Origin of the sequence: Actinomadura mexicana, from assembly GCF_900188105.1 — a bacterium.
GTDB classification, from domain to species: Bacteria; Actinomycetota; Actinomycetes; order Streptosporangiales; family Streptosporangiaceae; genus Spirillospora; species Spirillospora mexicana.
In genome coordinates this window covers 21,096-36,770 of sequence record NZ_FZNP01000019.1, presented here as the reverse complement: position 1 = coordinate 36,770, position 15,675 = coordinate 21,096, and the positions used below count along the sequence as shown (strand labels likewise).

9 protein-coding genes are annotated in these 15,675 nt (G+C 74.1%); 3 read left to right on the top strand and 6 right to left on the bottom strand.

All coding sequences use genetic code 11. The annotated features are described in order from the left end of the window. Positions 1 to 132 precede the first annotated feature (132 nt). Positions 133 to 1,641, bottom strand: coding sequence for a TldD/PmbA family protein (locus tag CHC11_RS34195; RefSeq protein WP_089316021.1), 1,509 nt, complete (start codon positions 1,639 to 1,641; stop codon positions 133 to 135). A gap of 228 nt (positions 1,642 to 1,869) precedes the next feature. Here CHC11_RS34195 and CHC11_RS34190 point away from each other — a divergent pair, with 228 nt between their 5' ends. The 3 genes from CHC11_RS34190 to CHC11_RS34180 all read left to right on the top strand — a co-directional run bounded on the left by CHC11_RS34190 (position 1,870) and on the right by CHC11_RS34180 (position 5,871). Next, the gene (locus tag CHC11_RS34190; RefSeq protein WP_089316020.1) at positions 1,870 to 3,459 is read left to right on the top strand and encodes a CoA-transferase; all 1,590 of its coding nucleotides are present in this window, start codon (positions 1,870 to 1,872) and stop codon (positions 3,457 to 3,459) included. Between the two features lie 19 nt (positions 3,460 to 3,478). Continuing rightward, positions 3,479 to 4,561, top strand: coding sequence for a methyltransferase (locus CHC11_RS34185; protein ID WP_245920137.1), 1,083 nt, complete (start codon positions 3,479 to 3,481; stop codon positions 4,559 to 4,561). Positions 4,562 to 4,647: 86 nt separating this feature from the next. Further along, positions 4,648 to 5,871 carry a cytochrome P450 gene (locus CHC11_RS34180; RefSeq protein WP_218826361.1) on the top strand — a complete coding sequence of 408 codons (1,224 nt, stop codon included), beginning with the start codon at positions 4,648 to 4,650 and terminating at the stop codon, positions 5,869 to 5,871. Between the two features lie 264 nt (positions 5,872 to 6,135). On the opposite strand, the gene CHC11_RS34175 is transcribed toward CHC11_RS34180, so the two are convergent. From CHC11_RS34175 to CHC11_RS34155, 5 genes are read right to left on the bottom strand one after another with little or no spacing between them, the layout of a single operon-like run. After that, positions 6,136 to 6,594, bottom strand: coding sequence for an NAD(P)-binding domain-containing protein (locus CHC11_RS34175; protein ID WP_089316019.1), 459 nt, complete (start codon positions 6,592 to 6,594; stop codon positions 6,136 to 6,138). Next, a complete protein-coding gene (locus CHC11_RS34170; RefSeq protein ID WP_179279148.1) occupies positions 6,591 to 7,064 on the bottom strand; it encodes an acyl-CoA thioesterase in 474 nt (157 codons plus the stop codon). Before CHC11_RS34170 ends, CHC11_RS34175 begins: the two co-directional genes overlap by 4 nt. Then, complete coding sequence (locus tag CHC11_RS34165; RefSeq protein WP_179279147.1) at positions 7,061 to 12,724, bottom strand: type I polyketide synthase; 5,664 nt, start codon at positions 12,722 to 12,724, stop codon at positions 7,061 to 7,063. Before CHC11_RS34165 ends, CHC11_RS34170 begins: the two co-directional genes overlap by 4 nt. Continuing rightward, positions 12,721 to 13,731: an enediyne biosynthesis protein UnbU gene (locus CHC11_RS34160; protein WP_179279146.1), complete on the bottom strand. Its 1,011-nt coding sequence runs from the start codon at positions 13,729 to 13,731 to the stop codon at positions 12,721 to 12,723. Before CHC11_RS34160 ends, CHC11_RS34165 begins: the two co-directional genes overlap by 4 nt. Further along, the gene (locus CHC11_RS34155) at positions 13,728 to 15,671 is read right to left on the bottom strand and encodes an FG-GAP repeat domain-containing protein (RefSeq protein WP_089316016.1); all 1,944 of its coding nucleotides are present in this window, start codon (positions 15,669 to 15,671) and stop codon (positions 13,728 to 13,730) included. The genes CHC11_RS34160 and CHC11_RS34155 overlap by 4 nt, the downstream gene beginning before the upstream one ends. Positions 15,672 to 15,675: the final 4 nt, after the last annotated feature.

Below are 15,675 nucleotides of genomic sequence, written 5' to 3'. Positions count from 1 at the left end.
GTAGGCGTCGGCGTCCTTGCCGACCTGGACGGCCAGCTCCGCGAGCCGTGCTGCGCTACCGATCTCCGCTGCCCTCCTCGATCGTGTCCCGCGGACCGGGAACCGTGCGCCGGCGCGGCGCCGCCCGGGAGGTCACGGCAGCCCGTCCGCGCCGGTGTCGATGACCTCGATGCCCCTGAACACGGCCGCGGGGCAGCCGTGGCTGGCCGCGGCCACCTGCATCGGCTGGCCCTTGCCGCACAGGTCGGCGCCGAAGAGCCGGTAGGTGGCCTCCCCGCCGAGTGCGGTCAGCGCCGACCAGAACTCCGTGGTCGAGGCCTGGTAGGCGACCCCGCTCAGTTGACCGTCCAACCTGCCGTTGCGGATCCGATGGCATCGCTGGGCGGTCATCTGGAAGTTCTGGCGCCGCATGTCGATGGACCAGCTGTCGGAGCCGACGAGGTAGATGCCGTCCTCGATCCCCGCGATGAGGCCGTCGGCGGACGGGCCGCCGGGCGCGGGACGGAGCCCGACGTTGGGCATCCGCGGCAGCGGCACGTGCATCGCGGACTCGGCGAACGAGCAGCCGTTGGACCGTCCGAGGCCCGTCAGGCCCGCGGTGCGCCGGTCGTGCTGGAAGCCGGTGAGCACCCCGTCCCGCACCAGGCTCCAGGACTGCGCCGCCACCCCTTCGTCGTCGAAGCCGACCGTCGCGAGGCCGTGTTCGGCCGTGCGGTCCGCGGTGACGTTCATCAGCGGCGAGCCGTACCGGTGCGAGCCGACCCCGTCCGGGGTGAGGAACGTCGTGCCGGTCGAGGACGCCTCGTGGCCCAGCGCGCGGTCCATCTCCGTGGTGTGGCCGACCGACTCGTGAACGGTCAGCCAGAGGTTGGAGGGGTCGATGACCAGGTCGTAGCGGCCCGGCCGCACCGGGCGGGCGCGCAGCTTGGCGGCGAGGTGCGCGGGCAGCTCGGCCAGCTCGCGCTCCCAGTCCCAGCCGTCGCCGGCGAGGTACTCCCAGCCCCGGGCCGTGGGAGGCCCGAGGGTTCGCAGGGTCGCCGTCCCGCCGCCGCGCGGGTCCGCCCCCTGGACGAAGAACAGCGGGTGGATCCGGACCCGTTGCTGAGCGGTCACCGTCCCCGCGAGATCGGCGTAGTACTTGTTCTCCCGGACGACGGTGAGGAAGGCCAGCACGTGCTCGACCTCCGGCGCGGCCAGCAGCCGGCGGCTCCAGCCTGCCATGAGGGCGATGCGCTCCTCCTCGGGCACCTCGAACGGATCGACCCGGTACGACGAGAACCACGCCGTGTCGCGGTGGACCGGTTCGCCGACCGGCTCACCGGAGCCGCCGCCGAGCGCCGAGCACGCGCGGGCGACGGCCACCGCCTGCTCGGCGGCTCCGGCGGCGGCGCTCGCCGTCAGCTCGGGGGCGGCGGCGAAGCCGGGCACGCCCCGGTGCCACAGGCGCACGGCCAGTCCCGTGTCCGTGGCGTCCTGTCCGCCGCCGAGGACGCCGTCGCGCAGCAGCAGCCGCGCCGTACGGACGCGGTCGAGGCGGAAGGACGCGTGCCCGGCCCCGAGCTCGGCCGCGCGGCCGAGGGCCGCACCGGCCAGGGAGTCCAGCGGGAGGGCGGAGAACGAGGCGTCCAGACCACGTCGCACGCTGCCTCACTTTCCACACCCGAGCACGTGCTACTAGAAAAACATATTGCCTCGCGTTGCAAAAGCCGACTGCGAACGCCGATTCCCACAAAGCTTGGGGGGACTCATTCCGCCGATCTGGGCGGTAACTATAGTTTTTGATAGCATTGATGTTCGAGGCCGTCCGGTGCGGAGGGAACCAGTTCCGCGACGGGGCGACCGGGATCGGTGCGACGCCGAGGGGACGCGATGGACGATGTCGCGGCTGCTGCCGTGGGGGGCAAGGTCTGTGACGCGGCGACCGCGGCGGCCCTCATCGAGGACGGGCAGTCCGTCGCGAGCACCGGCGTCATCGGCTGGATCACGCCCGACGCGGTCCTGCGCGCCATCGGCGAGCGCTTCGAGCGGCTCGGCTCCCCCCGGGACCTGACCTTCTTCTTCCCCTGCGCCACCGGCGACGCCATGGACATCGGCGGCATGGACGGCGTGGCCCGCGAGGGGCTGATGCGCCGGATCGTCGCCGGCTCCTACATCAATCCGAGGCATCCGCGCACGGGCACCCGCCCGGCGCTCACGGAGCTGATCCGCGACGATCTCGTCGAGGCCTACAGCTGGCCGATCGGCGCCGCCATGCACTGGCTGCGGGAGGTCGCGCGGCGGAGCCCGGGCTACCTCACCCGCATCGGCCTCGGCACCTTCGCCGACCCGCGCCACGGCGGCGGCCGCCTCACCGGGCGGGCCAAGGGCGACCTGGTGGAGGTGGTCGAGCTCCGCGGCGAGGAGCTCCTGCTCTACCCCACCTGGCCGCTGGACGTGGGGATCATCCGGGCCAGCAGCTCCGACGCCCAGGGCAACCTGTCCTTCGAGGACCTGCCGCTCACCTCCGCCGCGCTCGCCCTCGCCCTCGCCGTCAAGGCGAGCGGCGGCACCGTGATCGCGCAGGTGTCGCGGACCGTGCCGCGCGGGTCCCGGCCCGCGCGCGAGGTGCAGGTCCCCGGCGTGCTCGTCGACCGCGTCGTCGTCGCGGCGGGCGAGCTGATCGGGACCGAGGTGCGCAACGACCCCGGCTACCTGCGGCCGGTGCCGCACCCGGTCGGGCGCCTGCCGCGCCTGCGATCGGGTCCGGGGAAGGTCATCGCGCGCCGTGTCGCGCGGGAGATCCGCCCGGCTGAGACCACGATCCTCGGGTTCGGCGCGGCGTCGAGCGCGATCCTGGCCATGGCGGAGGACGGCGCCTTCACCGACGGCCGGCTGGACGACTACACCTTCACCACCGAGCACGGCTCCTTCGGCGGCGTCGTCATGGGCGGCTGGCAGTTCTCGGCCAACTACTCCCCCGAGGCGCTCGTCGACGGCGCCTACCAGTTCGACTTCATCGACGGCGGCGGCTGCGCGCTCGCCGCGCTCTCCTTCGCCCAGCTCGACGCCGCCGGGAACGTCAACGTCAGCCGGTTCGGGGGCACGAGCCCGGGCGGCGGCGGATTCGTCGACATCGCGCACAACGCGCAGCGGATCGTCCTCGGAGGCACCCTCACCACCAGGGGCCTCGACGTCTCCTGCGACGGCGGAAGGCTGAGCATCCTGCGGGAAGGCGAGATCCAGAAGTTCGTGCCCGAGGCCGACCACGTCACCTACGCGGTCCGCGCCGGTCTGCGGCGCGGCCAGCAGGCCCTCGTCGTCACCGAACGCGCCGTGTTCGAGATGACCGCCGAAGGACTCGTGCTGACGGAGGTGGCGCCGGGCGTCGACGTCCGGCGGGACGTCCTGGGACAGATCGGCTTCCCGGTCCGTCCCGCCGCCGGCCTCACCACCATGGCCGCCGACCTGTTCCGTCCGTAGCCGCGCACCGGGGAGATCGATGAACCGCATGGTCAAGCCTGACGAGCCGGACGGCCGCTCCGGGAACCCCGCACGACCGCGTCACGACGCCGGCCTCGTGTCGGCGGCGGCGGACGAGGCCGTCCCCGCGCTGTGGGCGCTGGCCCAGCTCGCGACCCCGATGGCGGTGCGGGTGGCCGCGACGCTGCGCATCGCCGACCACATCGCGTCCGGGCGGCGGACCGCGCCCGAACTGGCGGAGGCCACCGGCGCCGACACCGACGGGCTCGCCCGGCTGATGCGCTACCTCGCGGTGCGCGGGGTGCTGAGCCTGGACGACTCCGGCCGGTACGGTCTGACCGCGCTGGGCGAGCCGCTGCGCGACGGCCACCCGGGCGGCCTGCGCGCCTGCCTCGACATCGAGGAGGGCGGCCGGGCCGAGCTGTGCTACGTCGAGCTGCTGCACAGCGTGCGCACGGGCGAGCCCGCCTACCCGCGGCGCTTCGGCCTCTCCTTCTGGGACGACCTGGCCGCCGAGCCCCGCCACGAGGCCGCCTTCCGCGCCGTGCTGCGCCCGGGCGGCATGGACCGGGCGCGCCGGATCGCATCGGCGTACGACTGGTCGTCGCTGGGCCGCGTGGTGGACGTCGGCGGCGGGGACGGCACGCTCCTGGTCGCGCTGCTCACCGCGCATCCGGGGCTCCGGGCCGTACTCGTCGAGCGGCCCCCCGCCACCGACGTGGCGCGAAAGGCGCTGGCCGCGGCGGGCGTCGCCGACCGCGCCGAGGTCCAGACCGGCGACATGTTCGGCCCGCTCCCGCCGGGGGCCGGGGGCTATGTCCTCTCCCTGGTCGTCCACAACTGGGGCGACGATCCGGCGCGCGCCATCCTGGCCCGCTGCGCGGAGGCCGCGGCCACGGGCGGCTCGGTGTTCGTCGTGGAGAACGTCAGTGCGGACGGTGGCGGGCCGACCGGGCTGGACCTGCGGATGCTCGCCTACTGCGGAGGCAAGGTGCGGTCGCTGGCGGAGCTGTCCGCGCTCGCCGCCGAGGCCGGGCTCGGTGTCGCCTCCGTCCATCCCGCCGGAGCGGTTTCGATCGTCGAGCTCCACCCCGGCAGGTGACCGCCGCCGCAGCGCGGCGGGCCGCGGCGGGCCGAGGACTCCCGCGCAGCGGCGACCAGGAGGAATCTCGCGGAAGGGACGAGGCGATGGCCACGGGGACGATGCAGCCGCGTGAGGCGCTCGCGGCGCTGGTGGGCGGGGAACTCCGGGATCCGTATCCCCTGTACGAGGAGATACGGGCGCACGGCGACCTGGTGAAGATCAAACCAGGGGTGATGGCCGCCGTCGGGTACGACGAGTGCGACCGGGTGCTCCGGGATCCGCGGCTGCGCGTCCAGGACGGGGAGAGCTTCGACCTCTTCTACCCGCAGTGGCGGGCGCACTCCTCGCTGCGCGCGTACACCGACTCCGCGCTCTACAGCAATCCGCCCGCGCACACCCGGCTGCGGCGGCTGCTGCGGGGAGAGTTCACGCCCCGGCGGGTGGCGGGCTACGAGACGGCGATCGAGCAGATCACCGACCGGCTCCTGGACTCGCTGGCGGAGGCGGGCGCGGGCGGGACGGCGGTCGACTTCATCGCCGAGTTCGCCTCACGGCTCCCGATCGCGGTGATCAGCGGGCTGCTCGGTGTGCCCGAGCGCGACCAGGCGTGGTTCCGGGCCATCGCGGCCGACGTGACGACCGCCCTGGAGGGGATCACGAACGCCTCCCGGCTCGCCCCGGCGGACGCGGCCATGGACGACCTGGCGGTGTACTTCGACGAGCTGATCGAGCGGCGTCGCCGCCGTCCCGAGGCGGACCTCGTCAGCTCCCTGGTCCGGGTGCACGACGACGGAGGCGGGCTCGGCCGCGACGAGCTGGTCGGCAACATGATGCTGCTCCTGACGGCCGGGTTCGAGACGACGAACTTCTTCATGGCGCACGCGCTCCTCCTGTCCTTCGAGCATCCGGGCCTCGCCGACCGCCTCCGCGCCGAACCCGGCTTCGCCTCGGCCTACGCCGAGGAGGTGCTGCGGTTCGAGCCGCCCGTGCAGGCGACCAGTCGCTGGGCCGGGGCCGACGTGGAGCTGCTGGGGACGACGATCCCGGCGGGCACGAAGGTGGTCGCCATCCTGGCCGCCGGCAACCGGGACCCCCGCCGCTACCGCCGGCCGGACCGCTTCGACCCGGACCGCCCCTACACCGCGCCGCTCACCTTCGGCGCCGGCGGCCACTTCTGCCTCGGGGCGCCGCTGTCGCGGCTGGAGGCGCGGATCGCGCTTCCCCGGCTGCTGCGTCGCTTCCCTCGCATCCGGCTCGCCGGAGAGCCCGTCCGCCGCGACTCATGGGTGGGCCGCGGCATCGACCACTTCCCGATCGCGGTCGGCTAGAGGGCGCCCGCGCCGGTGCTGATCCGCCGCCGTGGGGTCACGGCCTGGTCCAGGTGGCCTCGCACGCGGTGAGGCGAAGCAGCCGGAAGCCCACGGCGTCGCCGAGCCCGGGCTGCCTTTCGAGGCGCATGAGCAGGCGCGCCAGGGCTTCGATCCAGCGGCTGCCGGGGAGGTCGCCCGCGTCGGCGACGTCGAGTCCGGCGGGCTCGATGATCGACCGGACCGCCGCCTTCGCGCGGGGATCGTTTCCGGCGATGGGGACCGTCAGCGTGGCGCCGTCGTGCGCGGCGCCCGCGAGCTGGCGCGCGGAGAGGCAGTTGAACGCCTTACCACGGCGCCGCCGGGGAGCATGCAGGCGATCAGCTCGGCGGCGGAGCCGTGGCCGAGTAGGTCGTGGCCGCACGGGTTGGACATGTCGATGACCGGCTTGCCGGCCACGTGGGCGCGGATGCGCGGGGCGATCTCGGCGTGGATGGCGGCGAGGGGGCTGGCCAGGGCCAGGATGTCGGCCTCGCGGGCCACCCGTTCCAGGCTGCCGGCGCGGGCGCCCGGCAGCCGTTCGGCGAGGGCGCTCGCGGAACCGCCGCCCCGGCTGGCCAGCAGTAGCGGCCGCCGCTGTGCCGCGAGGGTCTCCGCGAGCGCCGTGCCCATCCGTCCGCAGCCGACGATGCCGATGACCGGCGCGCGGGCCCGCGGGCCCGCGGCGGGTTCGGAGAACCTCATCGCGGCGGCGTCCCCGATCGCGGCCGGCGGGCTCCGTGCGGGTCGGGCGCGTAGGCGTCGAGGGCCGCCCGGAGCTCGTCGGGGACTTCGACGGGCGTCAGGCCGCCGGCCTCCGACCGCAGCGTGCAGGAGACGGTCTGCTCGCCGCGCGCCACGAGCCGGGCAGGCCCGTCGGTGGTCCGGTAGTACTCGAAACCCATGGTGATCTGGTTGAAGTCGATGCCGACGAGGGACATCCGCACCGAAACGGTGTCGAGCGCATAGAGCTCGGAGAAGAATTCGCACGAGCATGACGAGGTGACGAGCGCGAGGTCGTCGTTCAGGCGCGCCACGGTCTTCGGCGCCTTCTCGCCGAGGAACCTCTCCCGGCACGTGCCCTGCCAGGACAGATAGTTCGTGAAATAGACGTTCCCCACGAGATTGGTATCGGCGAACGTCACGAGGTGCCGGTATTCGAAGTACGCCTTCACGAGGCCCCCTTGACGGGGATCGCCATCGCCACCGGCCCGGCCTCGCCTTCGATGGAGAGGACCACGGAGACGATGTCGGCTCCCCCGGCCTGGAGGACCACCCATCCATTCTCGTAGACCCCTTGGACGGCGAGTCCGGGCGGGCCCGGCGGACCGGCCAGGCAGGCGCCGACCGTCTGCAGGCGCGTCCGGATGTGCCGGTCCGGCTCACCGACGAGGCGGCCGAGCCGGTCGGCGAGACCGGTCCAGTGCGCGGGGGGTTCCGGCGCCGGATCGGAGGTCCGCGCGCAGGCGACCGGCTCCCCTTCCACCATGACGGCCCAGGGCCGGCCGTTCGCGCGGCGGCCGGCGGGCGGGTCGTGGCCCGGCCCGCCGGTCTCGACGGCCAACCGGATGTCGCGCTCCGGGAGCAGGGCGGTGAGGGTGCGCTGCAGGTAGGGCCCGACGAGCACCGGGTGCAGGGTCGTGACCGGTAGCGGGCCGACGTCGCGAAGGCGGAGCCCGGTCCAGCTCACGACCGGTCGGCCGGAGCCGTCGCGCACGACCACGTCGTAGGTGTGGTCGGCGCCGGAGTGCTCGCGTTCGACGGCGGCGAGCGTCAGTTCGCCCTCCTCGGCTGCGCTCCGGTGGACGGCGAACCGCGCGCACCCGACCGGCAGCAGCCGCCGATGGGGCACGCACGCCTGGAGGACGTGGATCGAGGCGTCATTGCGGGCGGGGTCCCCGAACAGGAGGTCCGCCGGAAGGCCCTCCCCGAACCGCCAGGGCCGGTCGCCGTCCAGCACGGCCGTGCACGCGGTGGCCTCCAGGTGGGCGTAGCGGCGGAGTCTGCGGAAGCGCCCGCCGTGGAAGAACAGCGGCCCGTACATGTCGTCACCCGTGTGGGCCGGTACCCGCGCCGTCCCGGCCGGGTTCCCCGGAGGCTCCGCGTCCGCCGGGGTGACGGTCCCGGTGAAGTGGTCGACGGCGAAGCCCGTCTCGTCACTGCGCACCGCGACGTCCACGTCCCCGTCCTCGCGGGCGAGCGCGCACACCCGGACGGTACGGGTGCCGTGCTCGGGGACGACCACGGGGCGGTCGAAGCGGGAGTCCGCCACCCCCATCACGGGCCGGCCGGTCAGCGCGGCCGCCGCCTGGGCCATCGCTTCGAGCACGCACACCGCGGGCAGCACGGCCACACCGTCGATGCGGTGGTCGTCGAGGTACGGGTCGTCGGCCAGGCTCAGCTCGGCCTCGGCCACCAGTTCGACGCCCGGGGTCCACGCGCGCACCCGCCGCAGGAAGCGGTGCCCGTCCGGGGCCGCCTCCCCGGCGCGGCCGAGCTGCGGCAGCCGCCCGCTGATCACCATGGAGTGCGACGGCGGCCGCGCCTCGGCCGCCCGGGCGAGGAGCTCGGTCCCCCGGTCCGGGGGCACCGGCGCCACGCCGGCGCGGGCGAGGTCGTCGAGGACCTTGAGGCGCTCGCCCATGCCGACTCCCGACCAGACCGTCCAGTCGAGGTTGGCGACCCGGCAGTCCGGCAGGTCCCGGGCGAGGGTCCGGACCAGCTCCCGCATGCGGCCGTTGGCCAGGGCGTAGTGCGCCTCCCCGGCAAGGCCGAAACGGCCGATCACGGAGCCGAAGGTGAGGAGCAGCCGCAGCCCCTCCGCGTCGAGGGCGTCCAGTAGCGCGCGGAGCCCGTGGTGCTTGGGCGCCGCGTGCTCGGCGTAGGCGGCGCCGATCTCGCTGAACCGCGCCGGGCGGTTCAGGCCGCTGGCGTGGATCACTCCTCTGACCGGTCCGAGCCGCTCGACGATCGCGGCGACGCCGTGGCGGAGCGACTCCGGATCGGTGACGTCCGCGGTTTGGTACCAGAAGTCGACGCCGGCCTCCCCCAGCCGGGAGAGATTGGCGCGCAGCTCGGCGTCGGTGTCCGCCCCGCTACGCCCGATCAGTCCCAGCCGCACCCCCCAGCGCCGCGCCAGGAAGAACGCGCTCGCGAAGCCGATGCCCTTCCCGCCTCCGGTCACCACGAGCACTTCCCCGGCGGACAGCGGGGGCGCGGCCGCCTCCGGAACCTGTCCGGCCGGCGCGCCGGAGCCGGCGGCGCGGAACGCGGGAATTCGGGTGCGGCCCTCCCCGTCCACGACGAGCTCGGCATGACCCTCCCATGAGCCCGTGAGCAGGGCGCCGACCGCGTCCGCGGGGGCGGGCGCCAGGGCCCGGACCCAGCGGACCGGCAGGGAGGGGTACTCGGCGGCGATCGTGCCCACGAAGCCCGACGCCGTGTCCCCCGAGTCCACGACGGTGAAGGGCGCATCGGTGTCCACCGCGAGGTGGGCGGCTTCGAGCAGCGCCTCGATCGCGCGGTCGTCCGGGTTCTCGGGGAGGAACGCCACGACCGCCGGGCGGGCTTCCCCCGGGGAGTCGGTTCGCGCGTCCCTCTCCGGGCGGGTGGTCAGGCCGGGCTCGACGAGCCCGCGCAGCCGTCCGCCGCCGAAGACGCGCCAGTCGCGGGACCCGGGCTCGGCGTCCAGCTCCACCGGACGGGCGTATTCGACCAGTACGCGATGCCAGTCGCCGACCCCCGCCGGCGGGCCCTGCGAACCGGCCTCCCCTTCCGCGGCTGGCAGCTCCTCGATCGCCTGGACGAACGCGCCGACCGTGGCCTCGGCGAAGAGCGGCGGGGCGGCCGGTACAGCCCGCCGCGTCCGCTCGGCGGCCTCGGCGGCGAGCTGGACGACGCGCAGCGAGTTGAGATGGAGGTCGCCGAGGAGCCGGTCCCCGTCGCCGATCACGTCGGGGGGAAGCTCCAGCGCGTCGGCGATGAGCCCGCGCACCACGGAGGGCACGTCGAAGTCCGGCCCCGGCGGCGTCGCCGCCGTGGGCGCCGTGGCATCGGCGGTGGCGGCCGGTTCCGCGGCCACCGCCACGGCGGAACGGCCGGACCGGTGGCCGAGGCCGTCGGCCGGGGCGCTCTCGCAGGGGTTGGCGAGGAACTCCGGCTCCCGCCAGAGGTCGAACGGGCGGTGGAAGCGTTCGGCGAAGAGCACCGTGAGATCGGAGACGGCGCCGACGGCGAACAGCGCGGCGGTGGCGTCGCCGAGCGCGGCGGCCGAGCCGGCGCCCGCGTCCAGCGCGCGGACCGGCACGTCCGTGATCGACTGGGCCATCGCCATGAGGGTGTGGCCGGGGCCGGCCTCGACGAGCAGGTCGCAGTCGGCGGCGAGGAGTTCCAGCGCCTGGCGGAACCGCACGGGCGCGGTGAGCTGCCGGGCGAGCAGCGTGCGGATGTCATCGGCGGCCGTGAGCGCCCGGCCGGTGATCGTGGAGTACACGCGACCGGGAGGCGCCGCCACCGCCAGGCCGGCGAGGTGGCGCGCGAGCACCGGCTCGGCGGCGGCGACCGCCGGGGAGTGGAAGGCGTGGCTGACTTTCAGCCTGCCGGCGGTGATCCCCCTCGCGCGGGCCCTCTTCACGACGCGGTCGACCTCGGTGAGGGGGCCGGCGACGACCTGGACGGCGCCGTTGTCGGCGGCGATCACCAGGTCGGCGTCGTCGATCAGCTCGGTGACCGTGCCGGCCGGCGCGGCGAGGGAGGCCATCCCCGTGCCCGCCTGGGAGGTGTCGGCCATGATGCGGCCGCGCCTGGTGACCAGGTGCAGGGCGTCCTGGCGGCCCAGCGCGCCGGCCCAGTTCAGGGCGGTGATCTCGCCGAGGCTGTGCCCGACCGCCGCGGCCGCCGTGACCCCGAGCCGGTCGAGCCAGCGCAGCGCCGCGGTGGAGGCGAGAAAAACGGCGGGCTGGGCGACGGCGGTGTCGATCGGGTCCGACGCGAGCCCTTCCTCGAAGTACTGCGCCGCCTCGGGGAAGACCGTGCCGAGGGCTCCGGCGCGGTCCCGCACCGGGGCGCCCTGCCCCGGGAACAGCAGCCCGACCCGGCCCGGAGCGCCACGGCCGGCGTAGATGCCGGGCCCGGCGGCGAACCCCTGTGCGCCGAGCCCGGCGAGGAGCCCGCCGGCCCTCTCCGCGCGCGCGGAGAGCTCGGCGGGGTCGCGGGCGACGATGGCCGCCCGCACCGGCGCGTCACCGTGCGCGCGCTCCCCGAGGCCGGCGGCCAGATCGGCGTGCTCGGCGAACGACATCGTCCTCGCCCGCACCGCCACGCGCTCCAGGACGGCGGTGAGGTCGGCGACCGTGTCGGCGGAGAGGGCGAAGACCTCGCAGTCGAGCGGCTCCCGCGCCGCCCGGCGGTCCCGGGCCGCCAACCGCGCCGTGGTGCGGCGGACGCTCGCGGCCTCCAGGACGACGTGGGTGTTGATGCCGCCGAATCCCATCGCGCTGACCCCTGCCCGGAGCGGAGCGTCCGGCCAGGGCTCGGCCTCGCGGACGATGCGCAGGGGCGCGCCGGGCTCGCGCAGGAGCGGGTGGGGATCGTCGCAGCCGGTGGTCGGCGGGATGACCTGACGCTCCAGCGCCAGCGCCGCTTTGATCAGCCCGGCGGCGCCGGCCGCCGCCTTCGTGTGCCCGATGTTGGCCTTGACGGATCCGAGCGCCGCCGGTCGCGGCCTCCGCCGTCCGTCATGGACCTCGGCGAGAGCGTGCAGTTCGGTGCGGTCGCCGACCTCGGTCCCGGTGCCGTGGCCCTCGAACAGCGCCACCGTCTCCGGTCCGAAGCCCGCACGCGCGTAGGCGCGCTCCAGAGCGAGCCGCTGCCCGGAGACGTCCGGCCGGGTCAGCCCGCCGTTCCCGTCCGAGGACATCCCCCAGCCCCTGATCAGGGCGATCGGCCGCTGCCCGGCGGCGACGGCGTCCCCTGCGCGCATCAGGGCGACCATCGAGCAGCCCTCGCCGGGCAGGAAGCCGGTCGGCCGGGCGTCGTACACCCTCATCGCCGAGTCGGCCAGCGCGCCGAGCCGGGAGAACCCGACCAGCTCGAACGGGTCGAGGCTGAGGTCGACACCGCCCGCGAGCGCGAAGTCGAGGTCGCCGTCGCGCAGGTAGGTGCAGGCCGTGATCACGGCGAGCAGGGACGACGAGCAGGCGCCGTCGACCGTGTACCCCGCGCCGCGGAAGTCGAAGTGGTTGCACACCCGGCCCGCGATGGCGTTGGCCAGCCCGCCGACCAGGCTCTCGTCGTTGGGCTCGGCGAACGGCTCCTTGTAGGACTCCTCGACCTCCCGCAGCAGGCCGTCCAGTTCCGCGGCCTCCCAACCGCGCGCGGCGAGAGCGGGCACCAGGTTCCTGCGGACGTAGGGCCAGCGCAGCCGCATGAGCGCGGCGCGGCTGAACTCGCCCGTCAGGGTGTTCCCGAGGATCACCCCGGCGCGCCGCCGGTCCAGCCCGCGTCCCCCGGGGAAGCCGGCGGCGGTCAGCGTGTCGCCGGCGACGTCCAGGGCGAGCCAGTGCGCGAGGTCGGTCACCCGGTACGCCGGTCCCGGCACCCGGTAGCGCGACCGGTCGAAGGACCAGCCGTCGAGGACCGCCGCGTACCGCAGATCGGTCGTGTCGGGACCGCCTGCCGGGTCGCCGTAGTCGCCGAGGTCGAGGCGCTCGCGCGGAAGCGGCCGGAAGGCGCGCCGCCGCGCCAGCACCGTCTCCCACAGCTGCTCCGGCGTGGAGGCGTCGGGGTGGCGGCATCCGAGGCCGACGACGGCGATCGCGTCGTTCGCCACGGTCACTTCGCCTCCTCGCCGGTCGCCAGCACGCCCCCGCGGGCGGGCGCCGGCCGGGGCACGGCCTTGGGCTCGGTCAGCGGCGCCGGCTGCGCGGTGGCGCGCTGCCGCGCCCCCATGACCGCCAGGGCCGCGCCGCGCAGCACGCACACGATGACGAGCGCGAAGAACAGGCCGTACACGACGTGGATGTGGACCAGGAGCGCGTACACGACCGCGGTCGACGCGCCGAAGAAGACCTGGTTGCGCGGCCGCACCGGTGTGGTCCCCGGGTCGGTGATCATGTAGTTGGTGAACAGAACGAACGCCACGCCGCTCATCGCCAGCAGCGCGCTGAGCGTCGCCGTGCCCTCGATGGGCGTCCGGATCAGCGCCTGGAGCGCGAACACGCCGAGCCAACCGAGGATCAGGGGCATCTTCCTGGTGAGCTTGGCGTTCAGCATCGTCCCGGCCGCGAGGATGAGCGCCGGGATCGCCACGTCGAGCGGTCCGCCGACCCACTCGGTGAACTGGTACGGAGGCGCGATCCCGACCCAGGGGAACAGCACCAGGACGACCGCGATGCCGAAGTTGGAGGGGTTCAGCACGTGCCGCGGCCGTCCGCCGATCCGGACCCTGATCAGATACTTGGAGGCGACGGCCACGATGACCGCGAAGACGACCGGGCCCAGCCGCGCGTTGGCGTAGAGGAGCATCGCGCAGGCCAGCGCGGTGATGTGGGCGGGCATCAGGAAGTTCATGAGCGCGACCGGCCCGCCCGCGTACTTGACCGGCCGTCGCGTCGCCCAGGCGTCCAGGGTCTCCAGCCCCAGCTCCATCACGTACGCGACGGCCATAGCGGCGAGCGGGGTCGCCCAAGACGGCTCGAACCCGAGGACCGTGTGCCCGAGGATGTTGAAGACCGAGATCGAGATCGCGAACCGGCGCAGCGCGATGATCCGCGGATCCTTGGCGGGCCCGCTCGGGGCGGCGGACGCCGGGTTGGTCGTGGATTCCACGTTCGCCGAGTTCACGAGGCCATCTCCCTGATCGAACCGTCGGGCCCGAGCAGCATGCTGTGCCAGCCCGGGGTCGCCTGGACCTTGCCGGTGTGCCGGGTGCCGCAGGAGTCGCGCCAGGTGATCGTGACGGGGACCGGCGCCGCGGCCCCGTCCAGCGCGAACAGCAATTCCGGCGAGGACACGCCGGCATGGCCGTTGGCCGGATAGACCTGGCCCGTCCGCTGGCCCCTGGCCCCGGAGTCCAGGACGACCTTCGCGCCGATGGCCGGTACCCCGGCGGAGCCGGCCGGCCGCGTCGCGGTGGAACCGCCCTGCCGCGCCCCGCATCCCGGCGAGCTGAGGAGCCTCAGCCCGAGATAGGGCCGCTGCGCGCTGCGGACGTTGCGGTAGAAGTGCGACTGACCCCACTGGTTCGCGACGGCGAAGTCGAGCCGCCCGTCGTGGTCCACGTCGGCGAGCGCGATGCCCCGCGACACCGCGCGGTCCCCGACGCCGAGCCGGCCGGCGACGTCGTGGTACCGGCCGTCCGAGCCGCGTACGAAGAACCGGTTGGGGTTGTTGCCAGAAATATCATCTTTTTTCTGCACGTTGGGCCACAGTCGTGGGTGCGCCAGGACCTCGTCGTTGGACATCGCCAGCTCCTGCAGCTGGGCCCAGCGGTCGTCCTTCCCCTTCACGAAGCCGGTGGCCTGGATGATCTGGTCGCGCCCCTCGCCCGCGAAGTCGCCGGCCTTGATGTCCCAGCCCCAGCCCGAGCGGGACAGCCCCAGCCGCTCGCTGTGGTCGTCGTAGTACGCGCGCCCGTCCGGCCCCACGACCTTCCTGCGGGTGCTCACCCAGGCGAAGTTGCTCTCCAGGAGCCCGTACTCCTGGGTGATGTTGCTGACCACGATGTCCGGCACGCCGTCGACGTTGATGTCGGTGAACCCCACGCCCATGCCCTTGAAGGAGTCCCGGCCCAACTGCATCGACTTCGGCGTGGTGAGATGGCGCACGCCCTTGAGCAGGCGCAGCTTGATCTTCCCTGGCCGGGACTCGTTGTAGAGCAGGCGGTCGGGGCCGAAGTCGTTGGCGAAGTACAGCTCCGGCAGGCCGTCGCCGTCGAGATCCTGCGCCCCGGTGGCCAGTGTCCAGCCCTTGGCGACATGGTCGGAGAAGGGCCTGCGCTCCTCGCCGTAGACCGCCGAAGGACGGGAGCCGCCCTCCGCGGACCGGAACCGCAGGACCCGGTTGACACCGCCGTTGACGCCCGCGGACATCGAACCCTGCATCTGCAGTTCGCTCTGGCGCGCCGTCGGATCGAGGACCCGCGCGCGGTCCGGGAAGTAGTTCCCGACCACGATGTCGGTGTGGCCGTCACCGTCCAGATCGGCGAGCGACACGGCGTTGGTGTTCCACACCCTGTACGGGCGCAGCAGTTCCTGCGGGACGAAGGCGTCGTTCTTGCCGAGCGCCGCCGGAGTGCGCAGGAAGAGTACCGGCGAACGGCCCCAGTAGTAGACGAGGACGTCCATGCGGCCGTCCTCGTTGAAGTCGCCGGGCACGCACCCCATCGGCGCCATCGTCCTGTCGTACGGCAGACCGTTCGGAGCCAGGCTCGTCGCCGGGAAACGCGACCCGGTGCCCGGTACGGGGCGGAGCATGACGCTGTCGTCGCGCGGATCGACCAGGCAGACGTCGTCCGCACGGCCGCTGCCGTCGATGTCGGCGAGCGCCACCGCGGCGCCGACCGACGAGATCCAGTGGTCGATTCCCTTGTAGGCCGGGGCGACCGTACGTATGTCGCGCGGTGTGGCCGTGCCGTTCAGCGGCTGCTGCTGGAACGCGAACCGGCTCGCCAGGCGTTCGTCCTCCGCCTGCGCCACCGACGGAAGCCGGGCGTTGTACCAGCCCGCCACGATGAGCAGTGCCGCACAGATCGGGGCCAGCCACACCCGAACCCTTCTGGTCATGCCC

Coding starts and splice junctions, on each gene's coding strand:
- CHC11_RS34190 (WP_089316020.1), top strand. CDS start 1,870: ATGGACGATGTCGCGGCTGCTGCCGTGGGGGGCAAGGTCTGTGACGCG.
- CHC11_RS34185 (WP_245920137.1), top strand. CDS start 3,479: ATGAACCGCATGGTCAAGCCTGACGAGCCGGACGGCCGCTCCGGGAAC.
- CHC11_RS34180 (WP_218826361.1), top strand. CDS start 4,648: ATGGCCACGGGGACGATGCAGCCGCGTGAGGCGCTCGCGGCGCTGGTG.
- CHC11_RS34175 (WP_089316019.1), bottom strand. CDS start 6,594: ATGAGGTTCTCCGAACCCGCCGCGGGCCCGCGGGCCCGCGCGCCGGTC.
- CHC11_RS34155 (WP_089316016.1), bottom strand. CDS start 15,671: ATGACCAGAAGGGTTCGGGTGTGGCTGGCCCCGATCTGTGCGGCACTG.